The 26,389-nt window shown below is 72.7% G+C and carries 26 protein-coding genes; 13 read left to right on the top strand and 13 right to left on the bottom strand.

The genetic code is table 11. The features are described 5' to 3' along the window. A partial coding sequence (locus MHY49_RS15425; RefSeq protein WP_239205589.1) for a hypothetical protein occupies positions 1 to 975 on the bottom strand: 975 nt, incomplete at its 3' end. Continuing rightward, positions 965 to 2,137, bottom strand: coding sequence for a glycoside hydrolase family 172 protein (locus MHY49_RS15420; protein WP_239205587.1), 1,173 nt, complete (start codon positions 2,135 to 2,137; stop codon positions 965 to 967). The genes MHY49_RS15420 and MHY49_RS15425, both read right to left, overlap by 11 nt. 286 nt (positions 2,138 to 2,423) lie before the next feature. Here MHY49_RS15420 and MHY49_RS19405 point away from each other — a divergent pair, with 286 nt between their 5' ends. Then, a complete protein-coding gene (locus MHY49_RS19405; RefSeq protein ID WP_239205585.1) occupies positions 2,424 to 2,618 on the top strand; it encodes a hypothetical protein in 195 nt (64 codons plus the stop codon). Beyond that, positions 2,615 to 3,610 carry a DUF4185 domain-containing protein gene (locus MHY49_RS15410; protein WP_239205583.1) on the top strand — a complete coding sequence of 332 codons (996 nt, stop codon included), beginning with the start codon at positions 2,615 to 2,617 and terminating at the stop codon, positions 3,608 to 3,610. The genes MHY49_RS19405 and MHY49_RS15410 overlap by 4 nt, the downstream gene beginning before the upstream one ends. A 216-nt stretch (positions 3,611 to 3,826) precedes the next feature. On the opposite strand, the gene MHY49_RS15405 is transcribed toward MHY49_RS15410, so the two are convergent. The 3 genes from MHY49_RS15405 to MHY49_RS15395 all read right to left on the bottom strand — a co-directional run bounded on the left by MHY49_RS15405 (position 3,827) and on the right by MHY49_RS15395 (position 7,213). Then, positions 3,827 to 5,200, bottom strand: a complete 1,374-nt coding sequence (locus MHY49_RS15405) for an alpha/beta fold hydrolase (protein ID WP_239205581.1) — start codon at positions 5,198 to 5,200, stop codon at positions 3,827 to 3,829. A gap of 106 nt (positions 5,201 to 5,306) precedes the next feature. Next, positions 5,307 to 6,341, bottom strand: a complete 1,035-nt coding sequence (locus tag MHY49_RS15400; RefSeq protein ID WP_239205579.1) for a LacI family DNA-binding transcriptional regulator — start codon at positions 6,339 to 6,341, stop codon at positions 5,307 to 5,309. After that, positions 6,338 to 7,213 (bottom strand): DeoR/GlpR family DNA-binding transcription regulator, encoded by an 876-nt coding sequence (locus tag MHY49_RS15395; RefSeq protein WP_239205577.1) that lies wholly within the window; start codon positions 7,211 to 7,213, stop codon positions 6,338 to 6,340. Before MHY49_RS15395 ends, MHY49_RS15400 begins: the two co-directional genes overlap by 4 nt. 352 nt (positions 7,214 to 7,565) lie before the next feature. Between MHY49_RS15395 and MHY49_RS15390 the strand changes: the two genes are divergently transcribed. From MHY49_RS15390 to MHY49_RS15370, 5 genes are read left to right on the top strand one after another with little or no spacing between them, the layout of a single operon-like run. Then, the gene (locus MHY49_RS15390; protein ID WP_239205575.1) at positions 7,566 to 8,444 is read left to right on the top strand and encodes an SIS domain-containing protein; all 879 of its coding nucleotides are present in this window, start codon (positions 7,566 to 7,568) and stop codon (positions 8,442 to 8,444) included. Between the two features lie 8 nt (positions 8,445 to 8,452). Further along, on the top strand, positions 8,453 to 9,448 hold the full coding sequence (locus MHY49_RS15385) for an ROK family protein (protein ID WP_239205573.1): 996 nt from the start codon (positions 8,453 to 8,455) through the stop codon (positions 9,446 to 9,448). Continuing rightward, on the top strand, positions 9,445 to 10,518 hold the full coding sequence (locus MHY49_RS15380) for a 1-phosphofructokinase family hexose kinase (RefSeq protein ID WP_239205571.1): 1,074 nt from the start codon (positions 9,445 to 9,447) through the stop codon (positions 10,516 to 10,518). Before MHY49_RS15385 ends, MHY49_RS15380 begins: the two co-directional genes overlap by 4 nt. Then, positions 10,515 to 11,372 (top strand): class II fructose-bisphosphate aldolase, encoded by an 858-nt coding sequence (locus MHY49_RS15375; RefSeq protein ID WP_239205569.1) that lies wholly within the window; start codon positions 10,515 to 10,517, stop codon positions 11,370 to 11,372. The genes MHY49_RS15380 and MHY49_RS15375 overlap by 4 nt, the downstream gene beginning before the upstream one ends. A gap of 42 nt (positions 11,373 to 11,414) precedes the next feature. Then, positions 11,415 to 12,944 (top strand): FAD-dependent monooxygenase, encoded by a 1,530-nt coding sequence (locus tag MHY49_RS15370; RefSeq protein WP_239205567.1) that lies wholly within the window; start codon positions 11,415 to 11,417, stop codon positions 12,942 to 12,944. A 90-nt stretch (positions 12,945 to 13,034) separates the two neighbouring features. Here MHY49_RS15370 and MHY49_RS15365 read toward each other — a convergent pair whose 3' ends face one another. The 4 genes from MHY49_RS15365 to MHY49_RS15350 form a co-directional block, all read right to left on the bottom strand. Next, positions 13,035 to 14,207, bottom strand: a complete 1,173-nt coding sequence (locus MHY49_RS15365; protein ID WP_239205565.1) for a Gfo/Idh/MocA family protein — start codon at positions 14,205 to 14,207, stop codon at positions 13,035 to 13,037. Between the two features lie 227 nt (positions 14,208 to 14,434). Continuing rightward, complete coding sequence (locus MHY49_RS15360; RefSeq protein WP_239205564.1) at positions 14,435 to 15,934, bottom strand: M60 family metallopeptidase; 1,500 nt, start codon at positions 15,932 to 15,934, stop codon at positions 14,435 to 14,437. A gap of 392 nt (positions 15,935 to 16,326) precedes the next feature. Then, positions 16,327 to 18,207, bottom strand: coding sequence for a beta-galactosidase family protein (locus MHY49_RS15355; RefSeq protein WP_239205562.1), 1,881 nt, complete (start codon positions 18,205 to 18,207; stop codon positions 16,327 to 16,329). A gap of 113 nt (positions 18,208 to 18,320) precedes the next feature. Further along, the gene (locus tag MHY49_RS15350; protein WP_239205560.1) at positions 18,321 to 19,457 is read right to left on the bottom strand and encodes a GTP-binding protein; all 1,137 of its coding nucleotides are present in this window, start codon (positions 19,455 to 19,457) and stop codon (positions 18,321 to 18,323) included. A gap of 56 nt (positions 19,458 to 19,513) precedes the next feature. On the opposite strand from MHY49_RS15350, the gene rpmB reads away from it, so the two are divergent. The 5 genes from rpmB (at position 19,514) to ykgO (ending at position 21,007) form a co-directional block, all read left to right on the top strand. Then, positions 19,514 to 19,750 carry a 50S ribosomal protein L28 gene (gene rpmB, locus MHY49_RS15345; RefSeq protein WP_200502113.1) on the top strand — a complete coding sequence of 79 codons (237 nt, stop codon included), beginning with the start codon at positions 19,514 to 19,516 and terminating at the stop codon, positions 19,748 to 19,750. A 268-nt stretch (positions 19,751 to 20,018) separates the two neighbouring features. Continuing rightward, entirely contained in the window at positions 20,019 to 20,186 is a 168-nt protein-coding gene (gene rpmG, locus MHY49_RS15340) for a 50S ribosomal protein L33 (RefSeq protein ID WP_200502114.1), read from the top strand. Then, complete coding sequence (gene rpsN / locus MHY49_RS15335) at positions 20,186 to 20,491, top strand: 30S ribosomal protein S14 (RefSeq protein WP_239205558.1); 306 nt, start codon at positions 20,186 to 20,188, stop codon at positions 20,489 to 20,491. The genes rpmG and rpsN overlap by 1 nt, the downstream gene beginning before the upstream one ends. A 70-nt stretch (positions 20,492 to 20,561) precedes the next feature. Then, on the top strand, positions 20,562 to 20,888 hold the full coding sequence (locus MHY49_RS15330) for a type B 50S ribosomal protein L31 (RefSeq protein ID WP_239205556.1): 327 nt from the start codon (positions 20,562 to 20,564) through the stop codon (positions 20,886 to 20,888). After that, positions 20,885 to 21,007 (top strand): type B 50S ribosomal protein L36, encoded by a 123-nt coding sequence (gene ykgO / locus MHY49_RS15325; RefSeq protein WP_200502117.1) that lies wholly within the window; start codon positions 20,885 to 20,887, stop codon positions 21,005 to 21,007. The genes MHY49_RS15330 and ykgO overlap by 4 nt, the downstream gene beginning before the upstream one ends. Positions 21,008 to 21,268: 261 nt before the next feature. Here ykgO and MHY49_RS15320 read toward each other — a convergent pair whose 3' ends face one another. The 4 genes from MHY49_RS15320 to MHY49_RS15305 all read right to left on the bottom strand — a co-directional run bounded on the left by MHY49_RS15320 (position 21,269) and on the right by MHY49_RS15305 (position 25,368). Beyond that, complete coding sequence (locus tag MHY49_RS15320) at positions 21,269 to 22,231, bottom strand: carbohydrate ABC transporter permease (RefSeq protein WP_239205554.1); 963 nt, start codon at positions 22,229 to 22,231, stop codon at positions 21,269 to 21,271. Further along, positions 22,228 to 23,112 (bottom strand): carbohydrate ABC transporter permease, encoded by an 885-nt coding sequence (locus MHY49_RS15315; protein WP_239205552.1) that lies wholly within the window; start codon positions 23,110 to 23,112, stop codon positions 22,228 to 22,230. The genes MHY49_RS15320 and MHY49_RS15315 overlap by 4 nt, the downstream gene beginning before the upstream one ends. Next, the gene (locus MHY49_RS15310; protein ID WP_239205550.1) at positions 23,109 to 24,443 is read right to left on the bottom strand and encodes an ABC transporter substrate-binding protein; all 1,335 of its coding nucleotides are present in this window, start codon (positions 24,441 to 24,443) and stop codon (positions 23,109 to 23,111) included. The genes MHY49_RS15315 and MHY49_RS15310 overlap by 4 nt, the downstream gene beginning before the upstream one ends. A 184-nt stretch (positions 24,444 to 24,627) precedes the next feature. Continuing rightward, positions 24,628 to 25,368, bottom strand: a complete 741-nt coding sequence (locus MHY49_RS15305; RefSeq protein WP_239205548.1) for a GAP family protein — start codon at positions 25,366 to 25,368, stop codon at positions 24,628 to 24,630. A 103-nt stretch (positions 25,369 to 25,471) separates the two neighbouring features. Between MHY49_RS15305 and MHY49_RS15300 the strand changes: the two genes are divergently transcribed. Continuing rightward, positions 25,472 to 26,389: sensor histidine kinase (locus MHY49_RS15300; protein WP_239205546.1), on the top strand; the 918-nt coding region annotated here is incomplete at its 3' end.

The raw sequence follows: 26,389 nt of genomic DNA, 5'->3' as shown, positions 1-26,389 counted from the left end.
CCTCCCCCACCCCCCGCCGGTGACCCACAGCCGCGAGGGGTCCTCGGGGTCGACGACGATCTCCGCGCAGTGCTCGTCGAGGTCGACGTCGATGGCGCCCGCGTCCTCGAAGCGCTCGGGGTCGCGCGAGAAATAGGCGAGGGTCCGGTCGTACTGACCCGACTCGCAGACGAAGAGGATCCAGCCGAGCGGCTCGTCGGCCGGGGCCGACCCGATCGCACCGTCGGCCCCGCGGGTCTCGTCGACCCCGTCGCTGCCGACGATCCCGACCGAGCCGTCGGGAAGCACGGGCACCACGAAGGGGGACTCGGTGGGGCCGCCGACGGTCCCGCTCTGCGCGGACCTGTAGGCCACGCACGGCGCGGACCAGGTGACGAGGTCCCTGCTCTCGCGCACGGAGACCTCGTGGAAGCCGCCGTCCGGCCGCGAGGTGCGCGTGCAGTACATGAGCCAGCGCCCGCCCTCGCGCAGCACCATCGGGTCGCGGGCGTCGAAGCCGTCCTCGCAGAGCGGACCGCCCGCGTGGTGCTCCCAGGTGAACAGGTCGGTGCTGGTGGCGAGCTCGATCCGGTAGCGCGCGTGGTCGACCGTGCCGCCGCAGTAGAACATCCAGAAGCGGCCGTCGTGGCGGATCACGTGCGGCGCCCAGACGTGGGTCTCCCCCAGGTCCGTGCGGGCGTGCATCACGGGATCGTGGATGCTCCATTCCGGTGCCTCGAGCGAGCGCGTCGAGGCGTGGAGGAAGAACGTCTCGTCCAGCGGGGCGGCGGGCTCGGGGTGCCAGATGCCGAAGACGTGCCAGCTGCCGCGTGCGTCGCGCACGAGCGTGTGGTCGTTGATGTACCAGGGCGTGCCCGGCGTCGGGGAGGCGTCGAGCAGATGGCGCTTGCGGCCGGGGCGCAGGCCGACGGGCGGGGCGTCGGACGGGTCCTCGAGCGGGGCGCGGGTCCCCTCGGCCCGGGGCTCAGGTGACATCCATGCCGTCCCAGGTGGGCGCCTGCCGGTGCGGGTCCTCGGCGAAGGGCGCGTGCGGCTCCGTCTGGTACCAGAACGCGGTGGTCGCGACGTCCTCGCGCAGCGGGCGGTAGCGGACCCTCCCGTCGACGGGCCGGGCGAAGCCGAGGGCCTGCACGGTGACGCGGATCCGCTCGCGGAAGCGGATCGGATCCGGCACGTGCCAGCGGTAGAGGCCGAAGCGGGTGAGGGAGTCGCCGAAGCCGTCGGGACGGATCACCTGGGGCATCCCGAGGTACGGCGTCGAGTACTCGGCGTAGGCGCCGGCGGGGTGCTCGAAGGCCCAGGCGCCGCCCACGTAGTCCTCGGTCCCGGTGCCGCAGATCGTCGGGAAGATGCTCGGCGCCTCGAGGCCCTCGCCGCCCTCTCCGTGCCGTGCTCCCTCGAGGTCGTCGTCGATGTAGACCTTCACCTCGCCCTCGCCCCACCAGGCGGTGCGGTGGGTCTCCCACGCGAGGTAGGTGCCGACGTAGTGCCCTGCGCCGCGCACGCCGTCGAGGATGACGTGCGGCGACTGGGCGTCCACGGGATCGGAGCGCCGCCACTGCGCGTGCAGGCGCAGGTCGCGGCCGGTGACGTCCTCGAAGGAGCCGGTGACCTGGTAGAAGAAGCCCTCGACCGGTTCGGTGGAGAGGTTCTCGATCTCCATGCGCGCCCGGCGCGAGAACGGCATCGGCCAGTAGCAGTTCAGCCCACCGGCGGGGGCGACGGTCACCATCTGCGAGGTCACGGGCGCGAACCGGGCCCAGCCCTGGCAGAAGAAGTCGCCGAGCGGCACCTCGATCGACGGCTCGTCCTCGTCGTCCCAGAACACGCGCAGCACGAGGGAGCGCAGGTGCTCGGGCAGCACGGTGATCCACATGTGCTGGATGATCCCGGGCCCCTCGACGTCCACGAAGGTGCGCGTGCTGCGCCCGGGCAGGTCGATGCACGGGGACTTCTTCCAGCCGATGGGCAGCTCGCGCGACGCCCAGGCTGTCTCGTGCTCGCCGCGCTCGGCGCGCCCGCCCTGCCCGGGCGCGCCGGTGGGGTTCTCGGCGCTGATCGAGAAGGTGCGCGCCTCGGAGAGCACCGTGAGATCGGGCGCCGACGGACCAGGGGGCGGCGGCGGGGTCGTGTGCATCGGCAGCCCGTTCTCCGCAGGCGCGCGCTCCGACGCTGGAGACGCGGGCCCGCGGGTCGCTAAACGTTTTCGCGGATTCCGGCCACTCTAGAGCGGCCCGCGGGGGAAGTAAACGCCGGACGGGCGGGCCGACGCACGTCGCTCGTGCTCCACGGCGCGCGTGCGGGGTGCCGAGGCGCGCCGACCCCCGGCTCCACGAATGAGTAAACGATTGCCAGGACGTGCCGCCGTCGGTACAGTGCGGTGCGCATGCGACGGCGCATGCCCACCGACGAAGGGGTCCACCGTGCACCACGCACCCGAGAACCGGAACTCTCCCGACGACGCCTCGATCCCCCGCTCCTCCGTGCTGCGCGGCGGAGCCTTCGCGATCGGCGCCGGAACCCTCGGCGCCGCGGCGCTCGCGCAGACGGCGAGCGCGCCCGCGGCCGACGCCGCCCCAGGCCGCGTCCGAACCCGTCGTACCGCCGCCCGCGCGTGACCCGCACGGCGACCCTCACCGGCCCCGGCCTCACCACCGAGTACGGCTTCGAGGCGACCGACCTGGGCGTCCCCTGCCGCACACCCGACGGCCGCCTCCTGGTGGTCTTCGGCGACACCTTCGAGGGCGCGAAGGTGGGATCGGGCCGCTGGACCTCCCCCGTCGCCCTGTACGCCAAGGACCGGCGCCGGCCGGCCGCGAGCGGTCTGCAGTGGACAGGCGCCGTGGGCGGGGCGCGCGCCGAGCAGCTCATCGACTACGACCACGGCGGCGAGATCAGCACGTACCTGCCCGGGGACGTGATCACCCTGGGCGACACCATGCACCTGTGGGTGCAGGCCAACGCCGGTTTCGGCAACGTGGTGCGCACGGAGATCTGGTCCTCGAAGGACTCCGGGGAGACCTGGGAGCGCGGCGCGGAGATGTTCCCCGGCGACCACCTGGATGGACTGTCCCAGCAGGCGACCTGGTGCAAGGACCCGGCGAGCGACTGGGTGTACCTGCTGACCACGGGCTTCCAGCGCGACAAGGGCGCGATCCTGCAGCGGGTGAAGGACGCGAAGATCCTGGACGCCTCGGCCTACGAGACCTTCGGGCCGACCGACGAGGCGAAGACGACCTGGGAGTGGGGCGCGGACCCGGAGCCGGTGGTCGGCGGCTCCGTGGGCGAGATGTGCCTGCGCACGGTCGAGGACCGCTTCGTGCTCACCTTCTTCAACGCGGGGCTCTACAGGATCGACCTGCTGGCCGCGACGTCCGTGACCGGGCTGCGCGAGGGCGCGTTCTCCGAGACGCTGCTGTGGGGCTGCGACTGGGGGCATGAGGACGACGAGCGCGTGGCGCAGCTCTACGGCGGGTACATCGTGCCCGGCTCGACCCTCGACGACCTCCACCTCACCGTCTCGCAGTGGCACACGGGACCGGACTGGCCGTACCACGTGCAGCAGTTCCGGGTGCAGGGTCTGGCCAAGGGGATCCGCGCGGAGAGCTGAGCGCGGGCCGATCGAGTCTGCAACGTCCCGCACCCCGGCTCCGGGCTGCGTGTCGCGACCGGGCCGATGCTGGGGAGCCGTGGCGATATCGCCACGGCTCCCCAGCATCGGCCCGTCCATGACACCCCGCCGCGCGAGATTCCCCGCTGGCAACCGGCCCCGCAGCGCGGCCACCGCGCCGCGGGGGCGCCCCGCCGCGCGCGCACCCCGCCGGCATCACGCCACGCGCGTGCCCTGCACGATCCCGATCAGATGGTCGAGCACGCCCTCGCCGCTCGCCCGCAGGCCGTTGTGCTGGTACTCGCTGGTGACCCAGCAGGTCGCGTCCGGCAGCAGATCGGCAGTGGCGAGGGAGAACTCCCGCGGGACGTAGGCATCGTCGTAGTAGACGGCCGCGGCGACGGGCACGTCGGCCGCGCGCAGCGCCTCGGGGTCGTAGAGCGCGGGCCACTCGCGCGCGGCCAGCAGATCGGCGGCCTGCGCCCAGGGGGCGAGCTCGGGGTCCTCGCTGATCGCCTCGCGGTGCATGTGCTCCCCCGCGAGCAGGGTCGGGTCCTGTCGCACCGCCTCGGGCATGGTGCGCTCGGCCGCCCAGTCCATGGCGACGCCGTCGGCCCAGCAGGACTCGTGGAGCACCGCGTAGATCGGGTTGCGGCCGCCGAACGGGAGCGCGGCGGCGAGGTCGTGGCGCAGCACGGGGCTGTCGGGCTCGTTCTCGAGCAGGAAGTGCAGCTTCTCCGCGCCGCCCGAGGCGCCCAGCAGGTGCCCGAGGCGCCGCAGCCGCTCCACGCCCACCAGCTCGCCGTCGCCGAGGACGAGCCGGCCCGCGACGGCCAGCTCGGCGAGGCGGCGCATGCGGTCGCGGTCGCCCGGGAAGCGTGCGTAGTGGGCCTCGCTGCGGCGGATCATGCCCTGCCAGGTGGTCTCGTAGACCACGTCCAGATCGGGGCCGATCTTGGGAAGGCCCCCGGTGAACATCGCCGCATCCAGCGATGACGCGTGTGCACTGAGGTAGCGCAGGGCCGTGAAGCCGCCGAAGGACTGGCCCAGCAGGCTCCACGTGCGGGCACCGAGGGCCTCGCGGACCAGCTCCGCGTCCTCGACGATCGCGTCGGCCCGGAAGTGGGAGAGGTAGTCGGCCTGCTGGGTGGGGCTCGCCTCGCGCAGGGTCACGGGGGCCGAGTGGTCCGCACCCGGGGGCGCGACGACGTCGATCGCCCCCTCGGGCAGCGCGGTGTCGAGGCCGACGGGGGTCGACTGCCCGGTGCCGCGCTGGTCGAGCATCACCACGCGATAGTCCTGGAGCGCGCGGGCGAGCCACGGCGGGTTGGCCGGATGCGCGCTGGGGCGCGGCGCCTCGGAGCCGGGGCCTCCCTGCAGGTAGACGAGCAGCGGACGGTCCTCGCCGCCGGGGGCGGTCGCGACGCGCGCGAAGACCTCGATGCGCGGGCCCGACGGGTCCGCGTGGTCCAGGGGCGCGCTCACGCGCACGTCGGTGAGCTCGAGCCCCGGCAGGGACCACGTGCTGAGGGAGGCGGAGGGCTGGGAGGCGACGGCCGACGACGTCGTGGAGCCGGAGGTGGTGGGCATGGCATCCAGCGTAGAGGCCGCAGGAGCGGCCGACGGGCGCTTCGCGCGGGTGCGCGTCGAGAGATGTGCACCGACGGGCGCGCGTCGAGCAGTCCTGCCCCGGGACTCAGGCGCCGTCGGCTCCGTCGACCGTGGTGCCGCCCGGGAAGAACTCCCAGTCGAAGCGGTGCAGCCGCCCGGGGGTGCCCTCGCGGTCGAGCGCGCGCCCGACGATGATGTCGGCCATCCGCGCGAACACGTCCTGGACGCCGTAGTAGCTGATCGGGCCCAGCATCTGGGCGTCGGCGGGGACGTCGCCGATGGAGATGATCTCGAGGTCGTCGGGGACGGAGATGCCCGCGTGCATGGCGGCGACCTGCAGCGCCAGCGCGAGGTATCCCGTCGAGCAGATGACGGCCGTCGGCCGGTCCGGCCCCTCGAGCCATCTCTGGGAGTACTCGAAGCTCTGCTGTCGATCGGTGCCGCTGGCATGCACCAGGTCGCCGCCGCGGGCGTCGCCCGCCTCCACGGCCGCGTCGAGGAAGGCGTGCGCGCGCGAAGGGTAGTAGGGACGCCGCTCGGGATCGATCGTCCTCCCGGTCATGAAGGCGACGGAGTCGTGGCGTGCGCGCAGTCGCCGGTAGGCGGCGTGCACGGCCGGCTGGGCCGAGGAGGAGATGACGTCGAAGCGCTCGGGCTCGATGCGCTCGCTGAAGGCGACGATCCCGCACTGCCCGCGCGCCAGATGGCGGACCTGCTCGGGGCCTTCCGGGGTGACGTCGACGCTGGTCACGCAGGAGCAGTCGAAGGTCGAGCCGGAGAGGAACTCGAACCAGCGCTCGTCGCCCAGGAGCAGGGTCGAGAGCTCCTGCGGGAGGGCGCGGTCGCGCACCGCGCCGGCGAGGCTCAGGCCCCACGGGTCCTCGACCATGCCGAGCGCCAGCACGATGCCGCCGTTGCGACCGGTGCGCAGGGAGCGGGCATTGCGGTTGGGCACGTAGCCGAGCTCCTCGGCCGCGCCGCGCACCTTCGCCTTGGTCTCCGGCGACCCCGAGGAGCGCTCGCCCCCGCGCCCGGAGAGCACGAACGACGCGGTCGCGACGGACACCCCTGCCCTCTTCGCGACGTCGGCGAGGGTCGCCGGACGGCCGGTGCTGTTCATCGGGAGCCTCCATCTGCGATGACGATCTCGACGCCCGCCTCACGCAGGGCGGCGAGGGCATCGGCGTCGGCGTCCGGGTCGGTGACCACGGCGTCGAGGTCCTCGGTCGAGCTTATCCGCGCGAAGGCGCCGGCGCCGATCTTCGAGGAGTCCGCGAGGACGACGACCTTCTCCGCGCGCTCGGCGAGCCGCGCGGAGATCAGGGCCTCGGCCTCGTCATGGGTGCGGGCGCCGTCGCGCGCGCTGATCCCGTCGACGCCGAGGAACAGCAGGTCGATGCGGATCTGCTCGAGCATCTGCTCGGCCCAGCCGCCCACCAGCTCGAAGCTCCCGCCGCGGACGATGCCGCCGGTGACCACGAGCTGCAGGTGGCGACGCACCGCGAGCTCCTGGGCGATGTTCAGGGCGTTCGTGACCAGGGTCGTGGGGCGGGAGGCCTCGCGGATCGCGTCGCGCGAGGCGAGCTCGTGCGCGAGGGCTGTCGTGGTGGTGCCGCCGTTCAGGCCGACGACGGTGCCGGGGACCAGCATGTCCACGGCGGCGCGGGCGATCGCGTCCTTCGCATCGGCGTGACGGGTCGAGCGGTAGCGCATGGGCAGTGCGCTCGCGTCGGGGTGCGCGGAGGCCCCGCCGTGGCTGCGGATCACGAGCTGCTGCGCGGCGAGGCTGTCGAGGTCGCGGCGCACGGTCGCGGGCGAGGTGCCGAGATCGCTCGCGAGCTCGTCCACGCGCACGTGCCCGCGTTCGATGACGAGGTCGAGGATCCGGTCCAGGCGCTGGCGCCGACCGCGGGCGGGAGTCGTCGAGGAGGAATCGGCGGAGTCCTCGGAGCCGGACCCCGCGGGGGTGCTCGGCACTGCGTCGCTGGGCACCGGGCGCCTCCTCGTCCTGCGGTCTGCGGTGGGTGTGCGGTCTGGGATCGCTGCATCGAGGGTAAGCGACCCGGGCGGACCGTCGGGGGCGAGTCCGCAGGAAGGGCGTGCCGGTCGCGGTGTGACGGCGCACGGGTCGACGGGCGACAGGACGGCCGGCCGACGGCCGACCGACAGCCGGAGCGTGCTGGGACCGCTCACTGGACCCGTTCGTCCAACTGCGTGACATTGCTCGTTCTGATTGGATATGCTCACAAACAATCACTCCGCATCACGCACTCCGTGGTGCGAGCGTCCGTCGCCGAGCATCTCGTCGGCCTCATGAGCACCCGCCCACCCCGAAGGAGACGCGATGACCAGCGCGACCGAGAACGAGCTCCGCACCCAGCCCGAGACCTGGCAGCAGGCGATCGACCTGCTGCCCGAGGTGCGCGATCTGCTGCCGACTCCCGGCGAGCGCGTGCTGATCGTGGGCGCCGGGACCTCGTGGTTCATGGCGATCGCCTATGCGAAGCTGCGCGAAGCCGCAGGCCAGGGCGTCACCGATGCCCTCACCCCGACCGAGGTCTCCCCGGCCCGCAGCTACGACCGCGTCATCGCGCTCTCCCGCAGCGGCACCACGACCGAGATCATCGACGTCCTGAAGGGCGTCTCGGGCACCCCGAGCGTCCTCCTCACCGCAGTCGCGGACGGCCCCGCGAGCGAGCACGCCGACGCCGAGATCGTCCTCGACTTCGCCGACGAGACGTCCGTGGTCCAGACGCGCTTCGCCACCAGCGCGCTCGCCCTGCTGCGCGCCTCCCTGGGCGAGGACCTCGGCGGCGCGATCGCCGACGCGCGGACCGTGCTGGGGCGCGACATCGGGCAGTCCTGGATCGACGCCGACCAGATCACCTTCCTGGGCACCGGATGGACCAAGGGCCTCGCGGACGAGGCCGGCCTGAAGATGCGCGAGGCCTCGCAGTCCTGGACCGAGTCCTACTACGCGATGGAGTACCGGCACGGCCCGATCGCGATCGCCCAGCCCGGGCGCATCACCTACCAGTTCGGACCCGCGCCGGAGGGACTGGCGGCGCAGACCGAGCAGGCGGGATCCGCCTTCGTCGACTCGGGTCTGGACCCGCTGGCCCAGCTCGTCGCCGTCCACCTGTGGGCGGTGCGCCGCGCCGAGGCGAAGGGCCTGGACCCCGATGCCCCGCGCCATCTCACCCGCGCCGTCCACCTGGGCTGAGAGGACCGATGACGAGCACGACGCACCTCGCCCCGACGCACCCTGCCCCGACCCGCCCCGCGATCGGGGTCGACGTCGGCGGCACCCGCACGAAGATCGGCGCGGTCGCGCCCGACGGCGCCCTCACCGTCCCCTACTCGCTGCCCACACCGCACGACCCGGCCGAGCTGGCCGCGATGATCGCCGAGCAGACGGCGCGGCTGCGCGCCCTGGCCCGCCTCGGTGCCGACACCCCCGTGGGCGTCGCGGTGCCGGGGATCATCGACGAGGAGCGCGAGGTCGTCGAGCTCGCCGTCAACCTGGGCTGGAAGGAGCTCGCGCTCGGGCGGCTACTGCGCGAGCACCTCGACGCGCCGCTCGCCCTCGCGCACGACGTGCGCGCGGGCGGGATGGCAGAGGCCGCCTGGGGCGCGGGACGCCTGTTCACCCAGCGCTCCGCCGCGGGCGGCGCGGGCGCCCCGCCGCTCGCCGACCTCATCTTCGTCCCCATCGGCACCGGGATCGCCGCGGCCGTGGTGCACGACGGCGCCGTCTTCGGCGACCGCTTCACCGGCGAGATCGGACAGGTGCGCGTCGAGGAGCCGTTCACGGGGCGGATGATGCGCCTCGAGGAGGTCGCCTCGGCCTCCGCCATCGGCCGACGCTTCGCCGAGCAGATCGACCCCGACGCCCACTCCCTCGTCACCACCGACGGCGGACGCCCCGCCGCCCGCGCCGTCGTGGATCGCGCCCGCGCGGGCGACGCGCACGCCGAGAGGATCCTGTTCAGCGCCCTGGACACTCTGGGCCAGGCGCTCGCGACGATCATCTCGAGCGTGGGCACCCTGCCCGTCGTCATCGGCGGCGGTCTGGCCGAAGGGGGACCGATCGTGCTGGACACCCTCGAGGCGTCGATCTCCGGACGTCTGGGCGTGGTGCCCACTCCCCCGGTGCTCCCGTCCTCGCTGGGCATGTGGGCCGGCTGCCAGGGCGCCGGGCTGGCGGGGATGGTGCGCGCGTCATGATCCTGGTGCTCACCCCGAACCCCGCGCTCGACGTCACCTACGAGGTCGCCGGTCCCGTCCCCGTGCACGGCGAGCAGCGGGTGCAGCGGGTGCGGACCGTCGCCGGCGGGAAGGGCGTGAACGTCGCCCGCGTGCTCGCCGCGCTCGGCGAGAGCTCGGTGCTCGTCGGCCCCGTCGGCGGCGCCTCCGGCGAGGAGCTCGTGGGGCTGCTCGACGGTGCCGACGGAGACGCGGCGGGCGGGTCCGACGGGTCCGACGTCCACGGGACCGCTCAGCACGGCGTCGTCGAGCAGGCGTGGACCCGCGTCGCGGGGGCGACCCGCCGCACCGTGACCGTCGTCGACCCCGAGGGCGCGACCGGCTTCTACGAGCCCGGCCCGCTGCTCTCGCCCGAGGAGCGCGACCGCGTCCTCGCGGGCGTCCGCGAGCGCGCACAGGGCGCCGACGTCGTCGTGATCAGCGGATCCCTCGCTCCGGGCATGACGGGCGAGGACGTCAGCGCCCTGGTCGCCGAGCTGCGCGGGGCGGGCCTGCCGGTCGTCGTCGACACCTCGGGACCGGCCCTGCTGGACGCCGCGCGCGCGGGCGCCTCGGTGCTGAAGCCGAACCTCGGCGAGGTGCGTGCGGCCACCGGGATCGACGACCCGATCGCCGCCTGCCGCTCGCTCATCGCGCTGGGCGCGGGTGCGGTGCTGTGCTCCCTGGGGCCCGAGGGCATGCTCGCCGTCACGGCCGACGCCGCCCTCCGCGCAGCACCGCCGCGTGCTCTCAGCGGCAACCCCACGGGTGCGGGCGACGCCTCCGTCGCCGCCGCCTCCCGCGCTCTCGCCTGCGGTGAGGGGCTCGCTGACCTGCTGCGCAGCGCCGTCGCCGTCAGCGCGAGCGCCGTGACGCGGCCCGTCGCCGGCGAGATCGACCGGGCACTCGCGCAGGAGCTGCGCGGCGCGATCACCGTCGAACAGGTCCCGTCCGGACCGACCGTCCCGTCCGCCCCGTGCTCCACGGCGCCCACATCCCCCACGGATCCCACGGCCCCCATGCCTCCCTCTCACCCCCTGGAGCAGCCATGACCCTCAGCGCACTCGCCCCGCTGGCCGAGCAGGCCCGCGCCGCGCACCGCGGCCTCGCCGCCTTCAACGTCGTCCACATCGAGAACGCCGAGGCGTTCTCCGCCGCGGCGGAGCGGACCGGCCTGCCGATCGTCATGCAGATCAGCCAGAACGCCGCGACGTACCACGGCGCGCTCGCCCCGATCGCGCTCGCGACCCTCGAGATCGGCCGGCGCTGCGCCCAGGACGTGGTCGTCCACCTCGACCACGCCGACGACCTCGGCCTCGTGGACGAGGCGCTCGAGCTGGGCTTCACCTCGATCATGTACGACGGCTCGAAGCTGCCCGACGCCGAGAACCGCGCGCGCACCCGAGAGGTCGCCGCGAAGGCGCACGCGCGCGGCGTGAGCCTCGAGGCCGAGCTCGGCGAGGTGGGCGGCAAGGACGGCGTGCACGACCCGTCGGCCCGCACGGACCCGGGCGACGCCGCGCAGTTCGTCGCGGACACTGGCGTGGACCTGCTCGCGGTGGCCGTCGGCTCCTCGCACGCGATGACCACGCGCGACGCCACCCTGGACCTCGACCTCATCCGCGCGATCGCGGACCGGGTCGAGGTGCCGCTCGTGCTGCACGGCTCCTCGGGAGTGAGCGATCAGGGGATCCGCGACGCGGTCGCCGCCGGGATGACGAAGATCAACGTGTCCACGCACCTGAACAGGGTCACCACCGGTGCCGTCCGCGAGATCCTCACGGGCCAGGAGCCGCCGGCCGACACCCGGAAGTGGTTCGGTCCCGGTCGCGACGCCGGTCGCGACGAGGCCGCGCGCCTGCTCGAGGTGATCGCCGGGCGGCAGCCCGTGCACGGGCGGAACTAGGCTGGTGCCCGGACCCGGGTCCGGCTCGAGGAGGCGCCCGCCATGTCACCGCAGACCCACACCAGCCCGTACGACGTCCTCGTCGTCGGCGCCGGCCCGACCGGCCTGATGGCGGGTCTCGTCGCCCACCGGCGCGGACTGCGCACCCTCGTCGTCGACGCGAAGGACGGCCCCACCCGGGAGTCGCGGGCGCTCGTCGTGCAGGCGCGCAGCCTCGAGATCCTCGACCAGCTCGGACTCTCCGAGCCCGTGCTCGCCGCCGACACCCTCGCCACCGGGATCCAGATCGGCGACGCGGCCTCACCCGTGCGGATCGACATCGCGCCCCTGCAGGAGGGGCGGACGCCGTTCCCCGGCGTCCACGTCTTCGAGCAGTCCCGCACCGAGCAGCTGCTCTCCGCGGCGCTCGAGGAGGAGGGGTGCCCGGTCCGCTACGGGCACGAACTGCGCTCGTTCCTCGTCGGCGCTCCCGACGCACCCGACGGCGTCGAGGCGATGGTGGACGGGCCGACGGGGCCGCAGCGCATCCATGCGCGCTGGCTGATCGGGGCCGACGGGGCGAGCTCGCCCGTGCGCCATCGGCTGGGCCTCGCCTTCGAGGGCGTCACGGACGACGCGACCTTCTGCGTCGCGGACCTGCGCGGGGTGGAGGGCGTGCCCGAGTCGGCGCTCTCGGCGCGCTTCGGCGAGCGCCGTTTCGCGGTCGTCTTCCCCATGGGACCGGACGGCCACGCCCGTCTGATCTGGCTGCACGGCGCGGCGCACCCCTCCGCACAGGAGGCGCTGGCCGGGGCGCAGGAGGACCTGGGCATCACGTTCGCGCACCTGGACTGGTTCTCCTCCTACCGGGTGCACCACCGTGTGGCCGACCGCTTCCGGGTGGGTCCCGTGCTGCTGGCGGGAGATGCCGCGCACGTGCACTCCCCCGTGGGCGGCCAGGGCATGAACACGGGCCTGCAGGACGCCCACGGCCTCGCCCACCTGCTCGCGGACATCGCCGCAGGGCATCTGGCGTCGGACGCGATCGATCGCTACGAGGCGGAGCGGCGACCCGTCGCTCTCACTCTCATCCGCGCGACGGACAGCGCCTTCGGGCTGATCGCGCGCACCGGCCCGGTGCACGCCTTCGCGCGGCGCAGGCTGCGGGACCTCGCCGGTGCGGTCGCGCCGCGCCTGCTCGCCTCCTCACAGGGCCCGCGCATCGCCGGGTGGCTCGGCCAGTACCGCATCCGCTACCACGCGGTGGCCAAGGGCGGCCCGCTCCCGCGGTGGGCGCGCGACCGGATCGTGGGCGTGCGCCTGCCCCCGACGCCCCACAACGCCGAGCACCTGCGCGCGATGAGCTGGAGGCTGCTCGTCCACGGCGCCCGCGCCGAGCGCCCGGCCGCCGTGCCGGATTGGATCGAGGGCCCCTTCTCGCTGCCGGCCGATCCCACGGGCAGCGCCCGACCCGACCGGCTGCTGCTCGTGCGGCCCGACGGGTTCGTCGCGGCCGCCTGGCCGCTGCACGCCGGGGCGAGCGCGGACGCCGACGTCCGGGAGGCCTTCGCCGCCCTCTGCGTCGTCGACTGAGGTCGGAGCGGCAGGCCCTCCGCGGGCCGCGGGGCCGTGAGCCCCGCGAGACGGCGGACGACGGGCGACGGGCGACGGGCAGCCGATCCGTCAGGCCTGGCCGCCGTCGAAGTACGCGCGCACCTCGGCGGGCACCTCCGGGATGTCGTAGGGCACCCCGCCGTGGCGGATCGACTCCGCGCCGTAGACGCCGGTGGCGACGGCCTCGCGCGCGGCGATCACGGAGACGTCGGTCGCGCCGCCCTCGCGCACGAAGCGCAGGAACTCGCCCACGAGGTTCGGGTCGGCGCCGCCGTGTCCGCCGTCCCCGCGGTCGATGACCTCGACGGCGTCGGGGCTGCCGGGGCCGCCCTTGCGGGATTCCCAGATGTGGATCTGGTCGCCGCCGCCGTCACCCATGTTCTCGATGCGGCCGGCGTCGCCGATCACCGTGTAGTTCCGCCAGTAGTCGGGCGTGAAGTGGCACTGCTCGTAGGAGGCGAGCACGCCGTTGTCGAGCGTCATGTTGAGCATCGAGATGTCCTCGACGTCGATCGTGGGGTTGAGCTCCTTCTGCTCCGTGGGCGGCCAGGTCTCGGCGTCGAACCAGTCCCACATGCGGCGGTCGGAGTTGTCGCGGCGGTCGCTGATGTCGCCGTAGACGGCGAGGTCGCCGATGCCGGAGACGCGACGGGTGTAGCCGCCGGCGAGCCAGTGGATGACGTCGATGTCGTGCGCGCCCTTCTGCAGCAGCAGGCTGGTGGCGCGCGCCCGCTCGGCGTGCCAGTCCTTGAAGTAGAAGTCGCCGCCGGCGCCCACGAAGTGGCGGCACCAGATCGCGCGCACCCTCCCGATCCGCCCGGAGTCGACGATCGCCTTGAGCTGGCGGATCACGGGCATGTGGCGCATGTTGTGCCCCACGAACAGGCGGGTGCGCTTCTCCATCGCGAGCTGGAGCATCGCGTCGGTGTCCTCGACGCGGATCGCCATCGGCTTCTCGGTGAAGGTGGGGATGCCGGCGCCGAGGGTCTGCAGGGCGATCCCGGCGTGCGCGAAGTCCGGAGCCAGGATCATCACGGCATCGACCTCGTGCTCGGCCAGCAGCTCGTCGACCGAGGCGACGTAGGCGACCTCGTCGCCGAAGCGCGCGCGGGCGTCCTCGCGGCCCCGCTCGGAGGGATCGACGACGACCGTGACCCGCGAGCCCTCCCCCGGCTTGTGCGCATGCCGCGAGAGGCTGCCGCGCGCCCCGAAGCCGATGATGCCGATCCGCAGGTCCTCCATGGACAGAACACTCCTCGTGGTGAGATGCCGCCGCGCATCCCGTGGTCCGATGCACGTCATGTGTGAATGGTTTTACGTCTTGCTGCCGTCACCCTACGCTATCCGACACCGACCCACACCGGTCCGAGTATTCGAGTTGCCCGGGCCATCCGGGCCAACCGGGCCGTCCAGGTCATCCGGGCCCGACGGGACGCGAGAAGGCCCAGCTCCTCGCCCGCGCCGCGGATTCACTCCATGCGGTTCGCCTCTCGCAGCGAGGCGGACGAGCGGATGTCAGCCATGCGGGCGGCCCCTTCGTCGTCCCGGATCTTCGTGAGGTCCTTCGCCGGCTCGGGGAGGCCCAGGGCGTCGATCTTCGCGTCGAACGCGCTGTCGTACGCGATGCCCCACTGGGCGGCGAACTCCCGCAGATCCTCGCCCGCAGCCTTGCTCAGGTAGAGCACGAGCATCCCCAGCCGGTATCCGCTGTCCCAGTAGTCCCCCGGGTTCGGCTTCTCGGCCCTGACGAGCCTGTGCACGTCGGGGAAGAGATCCGTGCCGTAGGCGAGGCGCAGCTGTTCGTACATCACGAGCTGCTCCATGGGGGTGAAGCTGGTCAGGAAGTCCACGCTCCTGGACCCGATCTTGGCGGGGGCGCTCGTCCATACGGTCTCGCCGTTGCTCTCCGGCGTGTGCAGTCGGGGCGCCTGGCCGTACTTCACCCCGAACGCGCGGTTCACCGCGAGGGAGTACCAGTTGACCGTGGACTCGCCCAGCGCGGTGGGCCGATAGACGGTCTGCTGGTGCTGGTGACCCAGCTCGTGATAGATCCCCCACCCGCGCATGCGCAGCCCCTCGACCGTCAGCAGTCGGTCCTGGATGGGCGCCGGGAACACCATGTGGCCGTGTGTCGCGAGGGCACCGACACCTTCGATGCGCTCCGGGCGGGTGACGAAGTGGTATCGGTTGTCGAGTCGGGCATCCACCGCGGTCGCGCCGTCCAGGCCGGCGAACGCGTCCTCGATGGCGATCAGGTCCTCGAACGTCGCCATCAGCCGGGCATGGTCCTCCCCGCGGAAGCGGAGCGCCGCTTCGCGCTGGACGGTCACCAGCGCGTGCGCCGACACCAGCTCGACGAACGGCGTCCCGCGGCTCACCAACTGATCCTGGAACTCCCCCTCGGTGGTGGTCCCGTGCGCGAAGCAGGGCATGCGCTGCGCCGACTCCCCCACGGTCGCCTCCAATCGACCCGATGCGCCGATCGCCTTCCAGTACAGCGGCCCGCCGTACGGATCCTTCACGACGTTCTCGCCCACGTCGAGGTCGTACTCGCGCGGATCGCGCTTCGCCTCGTCGGCCTCCGCGTCCGGGGCCCCGACCACGAGCCGGCACGTCTCGGCGGTCGCCGCTGCGACCTCCACCGTCAGGACGGTGTCCGCAGGCAGGTGGAACCCGGAGGGGTGGAGATCGCTCGCCGAGAGCGACTGGTACGTCCGGTCCCGGGCGACGTCCCGGGCCGAGGGGAACGCCGCGACCGTCTGCGTGCGCGAGACGCTCGGCGCCGACGCGGCGCCCGCATCCGGCGCCGCGCCTCCGGCCACGCCGGCCGCGGTGACCGCGGCCCCCAGCAGCACCGTTCGACGAGCCACCGGGGAGCGCAGGAGACGCAGCCCGTCAGGCGCCCCCTCTCCCCCGTGCCGAGCGGGACCTTCCGAGCTGCGATCCGTCGTGGACATGCTGCGAGCCATGACTGCCTCCTCACGAGAGCGCCGAACACACGGCAAGGGGCCCGACGCGAGTGCGGAGAGCGATGTCCGACGCGGCGCATGCGGCGGATGCACCCGCCGCGAGAAGCCGTCCCCCGCAGCACTGCGGGAGCATGCGGACGATGATCCGCTGCGGCACGCGCGGAGGAGAGAGCGGACGCGACTGTGCCTCCGCGGCCTCCCCGGCCCCTGCGTGATTCGATTTACGTCACATACTCTGCCACGGATCGCGATCCCCCGCCACACCCGGTGCGGGCTCCCTGCGCGGCCACCCGACGAGCCGACCGACCGTCCGACTCACTGTCCGATGGCCTCGACTGCCCGGCTGTTCGACCGCCGACGACTGCGCTCGACCCGTGGTCGGCCTCGGCCGCTCAGTCGAACAGCGGCCGGTCCACCAGGCCGAGCCGGCTCGGCACCCGATCGAGATCCAGCAGCAGCACCTCGTTGCGTCCCTCCCGGATCCAGGGCGAGGGCACGTAGAGCGACTGCTGCGGCCCGATGCTCCAGTAGCGCCCGACGCAGTGACCGTTGACGTATGCGACACCATGGCCCGCGGCGGAGACGTCGAGGTGGACGTCGGCCGACCCCTCGGCCTCGAAGGAGGCGACGGCGAGGACGGGCAGGGCGTCCGTGCCGGCGGGGGCCGGCGAGGCGTCCGCCGCGGCGGCGATCCCGGCGAGCTCCTCCCCCATCTCCTCGAGCGGCCAGGGATCGGCCTCCCAGTCGCCGAGGAAGCGCACGCGGTCCCAGACGCCGCGCAGGATGCCCTTGCGTCCCCCGAGATAGGGGCCGAAGTTCACGCGCCCCAGGTTCTCCACGAGGATCTCGACGCGCACCGTGCGGTGCCCGCCCTCGGGCAGCAGTCGGTCCACGAACGGCGCGAGCTCGACGACGGCGGGATCGGTCTCCCCGGTCAGGGTCCCGTCGGCCGCGCCCTGCGCGCCGATGCCCGCGGAGCCGACCGCGACCCCGTCGACGTAGACCCATCCGCGGTCTGCGAGGCCGAAGAGCTGCAGGGGCGCGAGGGTGCGGGTGCCGTCGGCGCGGTCGATGGCCTCGATCTCGACGTCCCGTGAATACCGGAGCATCCCGCGCTCGAGGCCGAGGTCCTCGAAGGCGGGCGGCACGACGTGGGTGGGGGCGGTGCGGGTGAAGCGCTCGGAGGCGCGCAGCGGCACCACGCGCTCGATCTGGACCTCGCGGGCGCCCAGCGCGGCCGGCTCCGCATCGAGGCCCAGCTCGGCCAGCTGCTCGGCGAGCGGGGGCAGGTCCCGGTGGCGGCCGATGACCTCGCGGAAGGCGTGGAACTTCTCGGTGAGACGGCCGTCCTCGGCGATCGGGGCGTCGTAGTCGTAGCTCGTGGTCGTGGGCTGCAGGACCCCGTCGTGGTTCGCACCCGCGGTGAGCCCGAAGTTCGTGCCGCCCAGCGCCATGTAGAAGTTCACGCTCATGCCGGCCGCGAGCATGTCCTCGAGCTCGGCGGCGGCGCTGCCCGCGTCCCGGCTGTGGTGCTCCTCGCCCCAGTGGTCGAACCAGCCGTTCCAGAACTCCATGCACATCAGCGGCTGTGCCGGCAGCTCGCGCTGCGCCATCTCGAGGACGTCCCGCGTGCGGGAGCCGAAGTTGACGGTGGGCAGCGCGCCGTCGATCGTCCCGGCGGTCAGCCACATCCGCGCGGGGCCGTCGGACGTCACCAGCAGCTCCTCGATGCCGCGGGCGCGCAGGCCGTCGCGCAGGTGCGCGAGGTAGAGGGTGTCGTCGCCGTAGGAGCCGTACTCGTTCTCGACCTGCACCATCACCACGTTGCCGCCGCGGCACGCCTGCCGCTGCGCGATCACGGGGATCAGGCGGTCGAACCAGTCGTCGACGAGCAGCAGGTAGGCCTCGTCGTGCACGCGCAGACGCATCGCTCGGTCGCGCAGCACCCAGCCGGGGAACCCGCCGTTCTCCCACTCGGCGCAGATGAAGGGGCCCGGCCTCACGATCGCGTCCAGACCCTCCTCGGCCGCGATGTCGAGGAAGCGACCCAGGTCGGCGATGCCCTCGAAGGTGACCGTCCCAGGATCGGGCTGGTGGATGTTCCAGGCCACGTACGTCTCGACGGTGTCGCAGCCCAAGGCGACCAGGCGGCGCAGGCGGTCGCGCCACTGATCGGGGTGGACGCGGAAGTAGTGGATCGCGCCGGAGACGATCCGGTGGGCCTCGCCCCCGCGGAGGAAGCCGTCGGGCGTGGTCTCGAGCAGGGCGGGCATCGTCGGGAGTCCTCTCGGTGAACCGTTCTACCGGCTCCAGTCTTCCACGGCCCGGAGCGGGGAGGAGCCGCCGTCGGGCGAGGCGGGGGCGAGCCGCCGCCCGCCCCGCTCCCTCAGGCGGCGGCCTCGCGCTCCCCGAGCCACGGGGCGAGCCGGTCCTCGACGCCCAGCCACGGGGCGAGTCCGTCGGCCCATTCCTCGGGGGTGAGCAGGATGCGGCCGAAGGCGCGGCGCACGCGCTCGGCGTCGGCCAGCCCCACGCCCGTGACGACGAGCCGGGTGGTGGGCAGCTCGCGGCCGGCGTCGGCGATCGCACCGATCGAGACCTGGCCGCCGGCGCCGTCCCACTGGCAGATCGTGCCGGGGCGGTCGGGGACCCAGAAGCGGCCGCGGCCGCGCAGGCGGCCCGCACCGAGCTCCTCGATGTGCTCGAGGAGGCGATCCGGGTGGAAGGGCCGGTCGGAGCTCAGGTCCAGGGTCCAGGTGCCATGCGCGGTGGGCCCGCCGTAGGGCGACACGCGACGAGGATCGCGGCGCGCCTCCGCCCGCGCCCGGGAGTGGCGGCCCAGCAGCAGGGTCTTGGGGTGCAGCGTGTGCATCGAGGCGGCGACCTGCTGCTCGGGCGCGCGGAGGTGCTCGATGAGTTCGCGGGCGGTGCCGTCGGCCCCGTCGAGGACCAGCAGATCGGCGTACTCGATCTGGGCGGCGAGGGCCTCGCCCACCGCGCGCTCGTCGCCGTCGGCCCATTGCAGTCCGCGCTCGGCGAGGGTGTCGTCCTCGAGGAGGTCGTGCACGGCGGTGCGCGTGTCGACCACGGCAGCCGAGGCACCCAGGTGCCAGCCCTGCCGTCCGGGCAGGATGGTGCGCACGACCACCTCGGGATCGGCGCTGATCGGCGGGGCGAGCAGCAGCCCGTTCCAGCGGCTCTCGGAGGCGAGGCGCGCGAGCAGGGGGATCGCGTCCTCGCGCATGGCGCAGGAGACGCAGGGATGGTCGAGCTCGACGAGCGAGTCGTCGATCACGCGCTCGGCGTCGCCGAGGACGCGGCGCAGCGCACCGTGCTCGGCGTCGACGTCGTAGCGCAGGGCGAGCATGCCGGGGCGCTCGAGCAGCAGGCTCGTGACCAGCACGTCTCTCAGGACGGGGTCGATCGAGGAGATCAGGCTGACCGGAAGGGAGCCGGTATCGGGCACGGGGCGGAGCGGCCCGTGGGCGTCGGGGCCACCGTGTGCGGCATCGTTCGCGGACATCGGTCGCGACCTCACTTCTTGACGAGAATGATTATCAGTAGCTAGTCTGCTCCATCATGACCCAACGTTGTCAAGTCACCGGCGCCGTGCCGCGGATGGGACGGAACGTCTCCCACTCCCACCGCCGCACGCCCCGCCGCTTCAGCCCGAACATCCAGCACAAGAAGTACTTCGTCCCCTCGCTCGGCCGCACCGTGCGGCTGACCCTCTCCGCCAAGGGCATCAAGATCATCGACCAGCGCGGCATCGACGCGGTGGTGCAGGAGATGCGCGCGCGGGGCGAGAAGGTCTGAGGGCCGAGGGGCCGACGGCGATGTGACGTGCGAGCACCTCTGACATCGCGACGGGGTCGCCGGGCGTCGTACCGGGCACGGAAGGAACGGGGCGCGCGATCTCATGCAGGCGGCCCCGCCTCCGCCGAGTCGAGCACCGCCTCGCGCAGAGCCCTCGCGGCCCCGCTCCTCGATCTCCAGTCCTCACCACCCCCGCGCGGGGCCGTCGGCCCGAGGCCCGCGGCCCGCGCGTCCCGATCCGCCCATCACGACCCACAGGAGGGCACCCATGAGTCGTCGCAACGACGTCCGCCAGACCGTGAAGATGCGTTCCACGGCCGGCACCGGTTTCACGTACATGACCACCAAGAACAGGCGGAACACCCCCGACCGCCTCACCATGCGCAAGTTCGACCCGCGCGTGCGCGAGGTCGTCGAGTTCCGGGAGGAGCGCTGATGGCCAAGACCTCGAAGATCGCAGCCGACGCGCGCCGACGCGCCGTCGTCGCCAAGCACGCCGAGCGCCGGGCCGCCCTCAAGCGGACCCTCAAGGACCCGGCCTCCTCGCCCGAGGAGCGCGCCGACGCCCAGCGGGCCCTGCAGGCGCTCCCCCGCGACGCGAGCCCGACGCGCCTGCGCAACCGCGACGCGATCGACGGCCGCCCCCGCGGCCATCTGCGCCGCTTCGGCCTCTCGCGCGTCCGCTTCCGGGCCGCCGCCCACCGCGGCGAGCTGCCCGGCATCACCAAGTCCAGCTGGTGAGCCGCGGCCGTCGGCCGATGCGCCGGCGGCCCGTCCCGCCCATCCCCCTGCCACCTCGAAGGAGGCCCGCATGAAGAACGGCATCCACCCCGACTACCACCACGTCGTGTTCCGCGACGCGGGTGCCGGTCATTCGTTCCTGACCCGCTCGACCGTCACCTCGGACAAGACCGTGCTCTGGGACGACGGCCGCGAGTACCCCGTCATCGACGTGGAGATCTCGTCCGCCTCGCACCCCTTCTACACGGGCAGCGCCCGCGTGGTCGACACCGCCGGTCGCGTCGAGAAGTTCCGCCGCCGCTACGGCTCGAAGTCCGCGGGCGCCCAGAGCGCCGCCGCGCGGAACAGCGCCGACTCCCAGAGCTCCGACGCATCCACCCAGGAGGCCACCCGATGAAGGTCCGCAACTCGCTGCGCGCGCTGAAGAACCTGCCCGGATCGCAGGTGGTCCGTCGACGCGGGCGCACCTACGTGATCAACAAGAGGAACCCCCGCCTGAAGGCCCGACAGGGCTGACCCGGAGGACGTCGCGGCCCGTATCCGAGCATCGGTGCGGGTCTGCGGACCATTCACGCCGCTGAATGGTCCGCAGACCCGCCCGCACCGTGGGGCTGCCGATCCTCGAGAGCGGCAGGACGACGGGGCCGAGAAGATAAGAGGGCGGCGAGCCAGGAGAGTGGACTCTCTTGGCTCGCCGCCCTCATATCTTCGGGTGCGGCGGCACCCCTGCGGCTCCGCGGAAGCGCCACGGCGGCGCCCCGCGGAGGGCGTCGGGCGTCAGCCCTTGACGGACCCCTCGGTGAGGCCGCCGCGCCAGAAGCGCTGCAGCACGATGATGAGTATCGCCAGCGGGATCACCGACAGCAGCGCGCCGCCGACGGTGAGCTGGTAGAACTCCGGCAGACGATCGGTCTGGGCCCGCCAGTTGTTCAGGCCCAGGGTGATCGGGTAGAGCTTCTCGTCGGCCAGCATGACCAGCGGCAGGAAGTAGTTGTTCCAGATCGCGACGAACTGGAACAGCAGGATGGTCACGATCGCCGGCACCAGCTGGCGCAGCACGATGGTGTGGAAGATCCGCATCTCGCTCGCACCGTCCATGCGGGCGGCCTCGAGGACCTCGTCGGGGATGGCCGCGCTCGCGTAGATGCGGGCGAGGAACAGTCCGAAGGGGCTCAGCAGCGACGGGATCAGCACCGACCAGTAGGTGTTGGTGAGCCCGATCTTGCTGAACACGAGGAACAGCGGCAGGGCGGTCGCCGTGCCGGGCACCAGCACGCCGCCCAGCACGAACGCGAAGATCGCGTTGCGGCCCGGGAACTCGAACTTGGCCAGGGCGTACCCGGCGGCCACGGCGAAGTAGCACGCGAAGACCGCGCCCACCCCGGAGTAGAGCAGCGAGTTCAGCGCCCAGCGGGGGAAGGCTCCCCCGTTGGCGGTGAGCACGTCGCCCAGGTTCGAGAACAGCTGGAAGCTCTTGCCCAGCCAGAACCCGTTGGTGCCGAAGAGGTCCTCGGTGGACTTCGTGGCGTTGACGATCACCCAGTACACGGGCACCAGGAAGTACAGCGCGACGATCACGAGGATCGCGGTGACGATGATGGTGGTGGTCGGCTTGGTGCCGGCGGTGCGGGACTCGCGGGCTGCCTTGCCGGACTTCGCGCGCTTCGAGGTCGCGGGCGTCGTGCTCGCTCCCCCGGTCGAGTGCGCGGACGATCCCTGCGTCTGCGTCGAGGTGCTCATGACTTCCTCCCCAGACGGTTGGAGATGCCCAGCGCGGCGGCCGAGAGGATGAACGCGGCGAGGGCGATGATGACCGCCTCGGCCGAGGCCATGCCCAGGTCGTTGTACTGGAACGCGTAGGCGTAGGCGGACAGGTTCGGGGTGTACTCCGAGTTGATGCCGGAGCTCATCGAGGAGAGCACCTGGGGCTCGGCGAACAGCTGCAGCGTGCCGATGATCGAGAAGATGATCGTGAGCATCAGCGCCGGGCGGATCAGGGGCAGCTGGATCGAGGTGACCACGCGCAGCGGCCCGGCCCCGTCGATCTTCGCGGCCTCGTAGATGTCACCGGGGATCGCCTTCAGCTGGGCGATGATGATGAGCATGTTGTAGCCCGTGTAGGTCCAGGTCACGATGTTCGCGATCGACCACAGCACCATGTTCGGGCCCAGGAAGTCGACGTCGATCCCGACCCAGCTCAGGGCGTCCACGATCGGGCTGAGCCCCGGGACGTAGAGGAAGGACCACAGGATCGTCGCGATCACGCCGGGGATGCCGTAGGGCAGGAAGTAGGCGGCGCGGAACAGGCCCGGCCACCGCGCGCTCGCGCTCTCCAGCAGGAGGGCGAGGACCGTGGAGGCGACGATCATGACGGTCACCTGCACGACGCCGAACAGCAGCATCCGCAGGATCGAGTCGGTGAAGTTCTGATTGGTCAGTGCCGCGATGTAGTTCTCCAGGCCCGCGAAGCGGCTGACCGCGCCGTCCTCGCCGACCAGGCCGGTGCGCCGCACCGTGAGGAAGGACTGCACGATCGCGATGATGATCGGCAGCACCATCGTGAACAGGAACAGCAGCAGGAAGGGCGCCATCAGCACCCAGGGAGCGCTCTTGCTTCTCATTTGGCGATCTCCACCTTCAGGCCGATCTTGCGCATGATCTCGGCGATGTCCTCCTGGGCCTGCGGGAGCATCTTCGTGAAGGTGCTGCCCCCGCCGACGACGTCGAGCATGCCGTCGCCCAGGCGATCGAGGATGCGCTGCATGAGCGGCGCCCAGGTCCAGTCGAGGTTCTGGCCCTTGGCCATCGGCTCGATGACGTCCACGTTGTACTTCTGCCCGGAGAAGAACTCGCTGGGCTTCTCGCGGGTCTTGCCGATGTAGCCGGCGGCCGGGGACCACCCGATGCCGCAGTGCTCGATCATCGCGTCGATGCCCTCGGGGTCCGTGCACATCCAGCGCAGGAACTCGAGGGCCTCGGCCGGGTGCTCGCTCGTGGACAGGATCGCGGCCGAGGAGCCGCCGAGCCCGCCCGAGGCGTACCCGTCGTCCCAGCGGGGCATGTCGGACGCGGCCCACTTGCCCTTGCCGCCGGGGACGGTCTCGATGAGGGCGTCGCCCCAGGATCCGCCGACGTAGGAGAGCACGTCGCCCTTGCCCGCTGCGGCGTACCACGGGGTCGAGAAGGGCCCGTAGCCCGTGGAGACGAGCTTGTCCGCGAAGATGCCGTCCCAGAAGTCGGCCATCTCCATGGTGGGGTCGTCGGCCATGTTCAGAACCCAGGTGTCGTCCTGGGGCTCGAACCAGACGGATCCCTTCTGCATGGCCCACATCGGCAGCACGGACCCGTCGCCCGGGTCGAGCGTCATGATCGTCTTGCCTGCCTTGGAGACCTCTTCGGCGACGGTGCGGAACTCGTCCCAGGTCTTCGGCGGGGTCAGGCCGAGGTCGCCCTCGAAGACGTCCTTGTTGAAGAACATCGCGCCGGGGCCGGTGTCCTGCGGGACGGCCCACAGCGAGTCGCCGACCTTGATCTGTGCGAAGGCCCCGGGGTCGAAGGCCTTCTCGTCGTCGGCGAGGCCGTAGCGCGAGAGATCCGTGAGCGCGCCGGCGAGGGCGAACTCGGGGACGCTGCGCAGCTCGACCTGGGCGATGTCGGGGCCGCCGCCCGCGGCGACGGCGCTGAGGATCTTGGCGTAGCCGCCGGCGTTGCCGCCGGGGATCCAGGTGGCGTTGACCGTGATGCGGTCCTGGGAGGCGTTGAAGATGTCGGCGACCTTCTGGAGGTCCTTCAACCAGGCCCAGTAGGTCAGGGTGACGGGCCCGTCCGACGGAGGGATGACCGCTTCCGCGTTCACCTTCCCCGCGCCGGTGGGGGCACATGCCGCGAGGCCCGCGGCGAGGGCTGCAGCGCCCCCGGCGAGGGCCGTGCGGCGTGGCACGAGCGGTCTCATGGGTACTCCTCTTCCTTGCGAAGTCGAGGCCCACATTAGCGCTCGGCGACTATTTGTGGGGCGTCGCACAGAGCCCGGAGTTCCGCATCGGTGGCGCACAGAGGTTCCGCAGGTCCGCGACCTCGTGATCGTTCACGGCGAGGTGGTGCGATTCACACCAGCGAACGGCACTCGCGGCGGCGTCTCACCCGATGCCGAGCACGTCCAGCACCGTCCCCAGGTTCCGCAGCAGGAGGATCACGCCGACGATCCCGACCACCCACGAGAGGGTCTCGGCGGCGCTGCGGATCGCCCAGTCGTGCAGGCGCTGGAGCAGACGATCGGCGCGGGCACCGGCGAGCGCGCGCACGCCCGCGAGCACGAGGCCGGGCAGGATCATCACCGCGCAGTAACCGACCAGCACGAGCGCGCCGCGCGCGAAGCCGAGCCCCATCTGCCCGATGATCCCCATCGCCGCGAGGTACGGGAGCATCGACGCGGCTTCGATGACACCGGCGAGGAGGGCGAGGCCGACGAGGGCCCGCGGTCTCCCTGCCGCCGACCTCACCCGCTCCGACCAGCGGCGCGCGGAGGCCTCGGGGTCCCCGCCGCGCTTGCGGATCGACTTCGGGTCGAGACGGAAGGACCAGGCGAGCAGCCCGGCGCCGATCGCCGCCAGGGCGACGGCGGCCGCCGGAGTCTCCAGGAGGCCCTGCGCGGACTGCATGAGCGGCAGAAGCCCGGCCAGCAGGACCAGACCGAGCACGAGGTAGAAGACCCCGATGACCAGGAGGTACAGCACTGTGCGGCCGGCCACGCGACGCGCGCCGCCCTGCCCGAGGACGAGCAGCATCGCGGGGATCACGAGGGTCCCCACGGACGTCGAGTCGACGAGGGCGAGCACCACGAGTCCGAGCGGTCCCGCGGCGTGGGTCAGAGCGTCCATGGGTTCCAGGCTTCCGGTCCCGCGGGACCGGTGCGTCATCCCTTGGTGCTGGACGCCTCGATCACCGGTGCCGGCCCTCGACGCGCCGTCTAGCCTCGTGGGCATGGAATCCGGTCCCGAGCGCGCACCGTGGTCACCGCGCCGCGATGTGCTCGTCGCGGCGCTCTACGTGGTCGTCGTGGTGATGCTCGGCGGCATCGGCGGCCTCGGGATCGGCGCTCAGGGTCTGCTGGCGCAGGGGCCGCTGTGGTCGAACGGCGCGTCGATCGCGCTGCTCGTGCCCGCGGCGCTCGCGACGGCGCTGCGGCACCGGGCGCCGGCAGTGACCCTGGTCGTGACGGGCACCCTCTCCTGCGCGGAGGTGCTGGGCGGCTCCACGATCGGCGGCTACGTGCTGCTCTTCGAGGCGCTGTGGTCGCCGGTGGCCTACGGGTCACGGCGCCTGGCGCGCGTGACGAGCGGCGCCGGCGCCGCGATCTCGATCGCGATGGTCGCCGTGACCTCCACCTGGCCGCAGCCGGGCCCGTCGATCATCGTCGGACTGCTGCTGATCGTCGTGGTCGTCGGCACTCCCCTCGCCTGGGGCTGGGAGGTGCGGCACCTGCATCTGGCGCGGGCGACGGCGGAGCGCCTCGCCTCGGCCGAGCAGGAGCTCGCCGCCGAGCGGGCGGAGCGGGCAGTGGAGACCGAGCGGCGCCGCCTGGCCCAGGACCTGCACGATGTGCTGTCCGGGCACCTCAGCGCCGTCGCGCTGCACGCGGGACTCGCCGCACAGCTGCCCTCGGCGGACGCGCGCGAGCGCTCGCTCGCCACCACCCGGGACTCGGCCCAGGCGGCGCTGCGGGACCTGCGCTCAGTGATCACGATGCTCACCGACGAGAGCGCGGTCGAGCCGGAGGTGACGCTCAGCTGGGACGCGCTCGCGGCGCGGCTCGATGCGGGCGCGCACACGGCGGTCAGCGACGTCAGGAGCCGTGGGGCCGACGGGGCCGACGGGGCCGACGGGGCCGACGGCCCCGTC

The sequence above is a fragment of the Brachybacterium sp. ACRRE genome, from assembly GCF_022346485.1.
In the GTDB taxonomy this organism is placed as follows: Bacteria; Actinomycetota; Actinomycetes; order Actinomycetales; family Dermabacteraceae; genus Brachybacterium; species Brachybacterium halotolerans.
The sequence above is the reverse complement of the archived record's forward strand: the minus strand, read 5'-3'. Positions and strand labels throughout refer to the sequence as shown.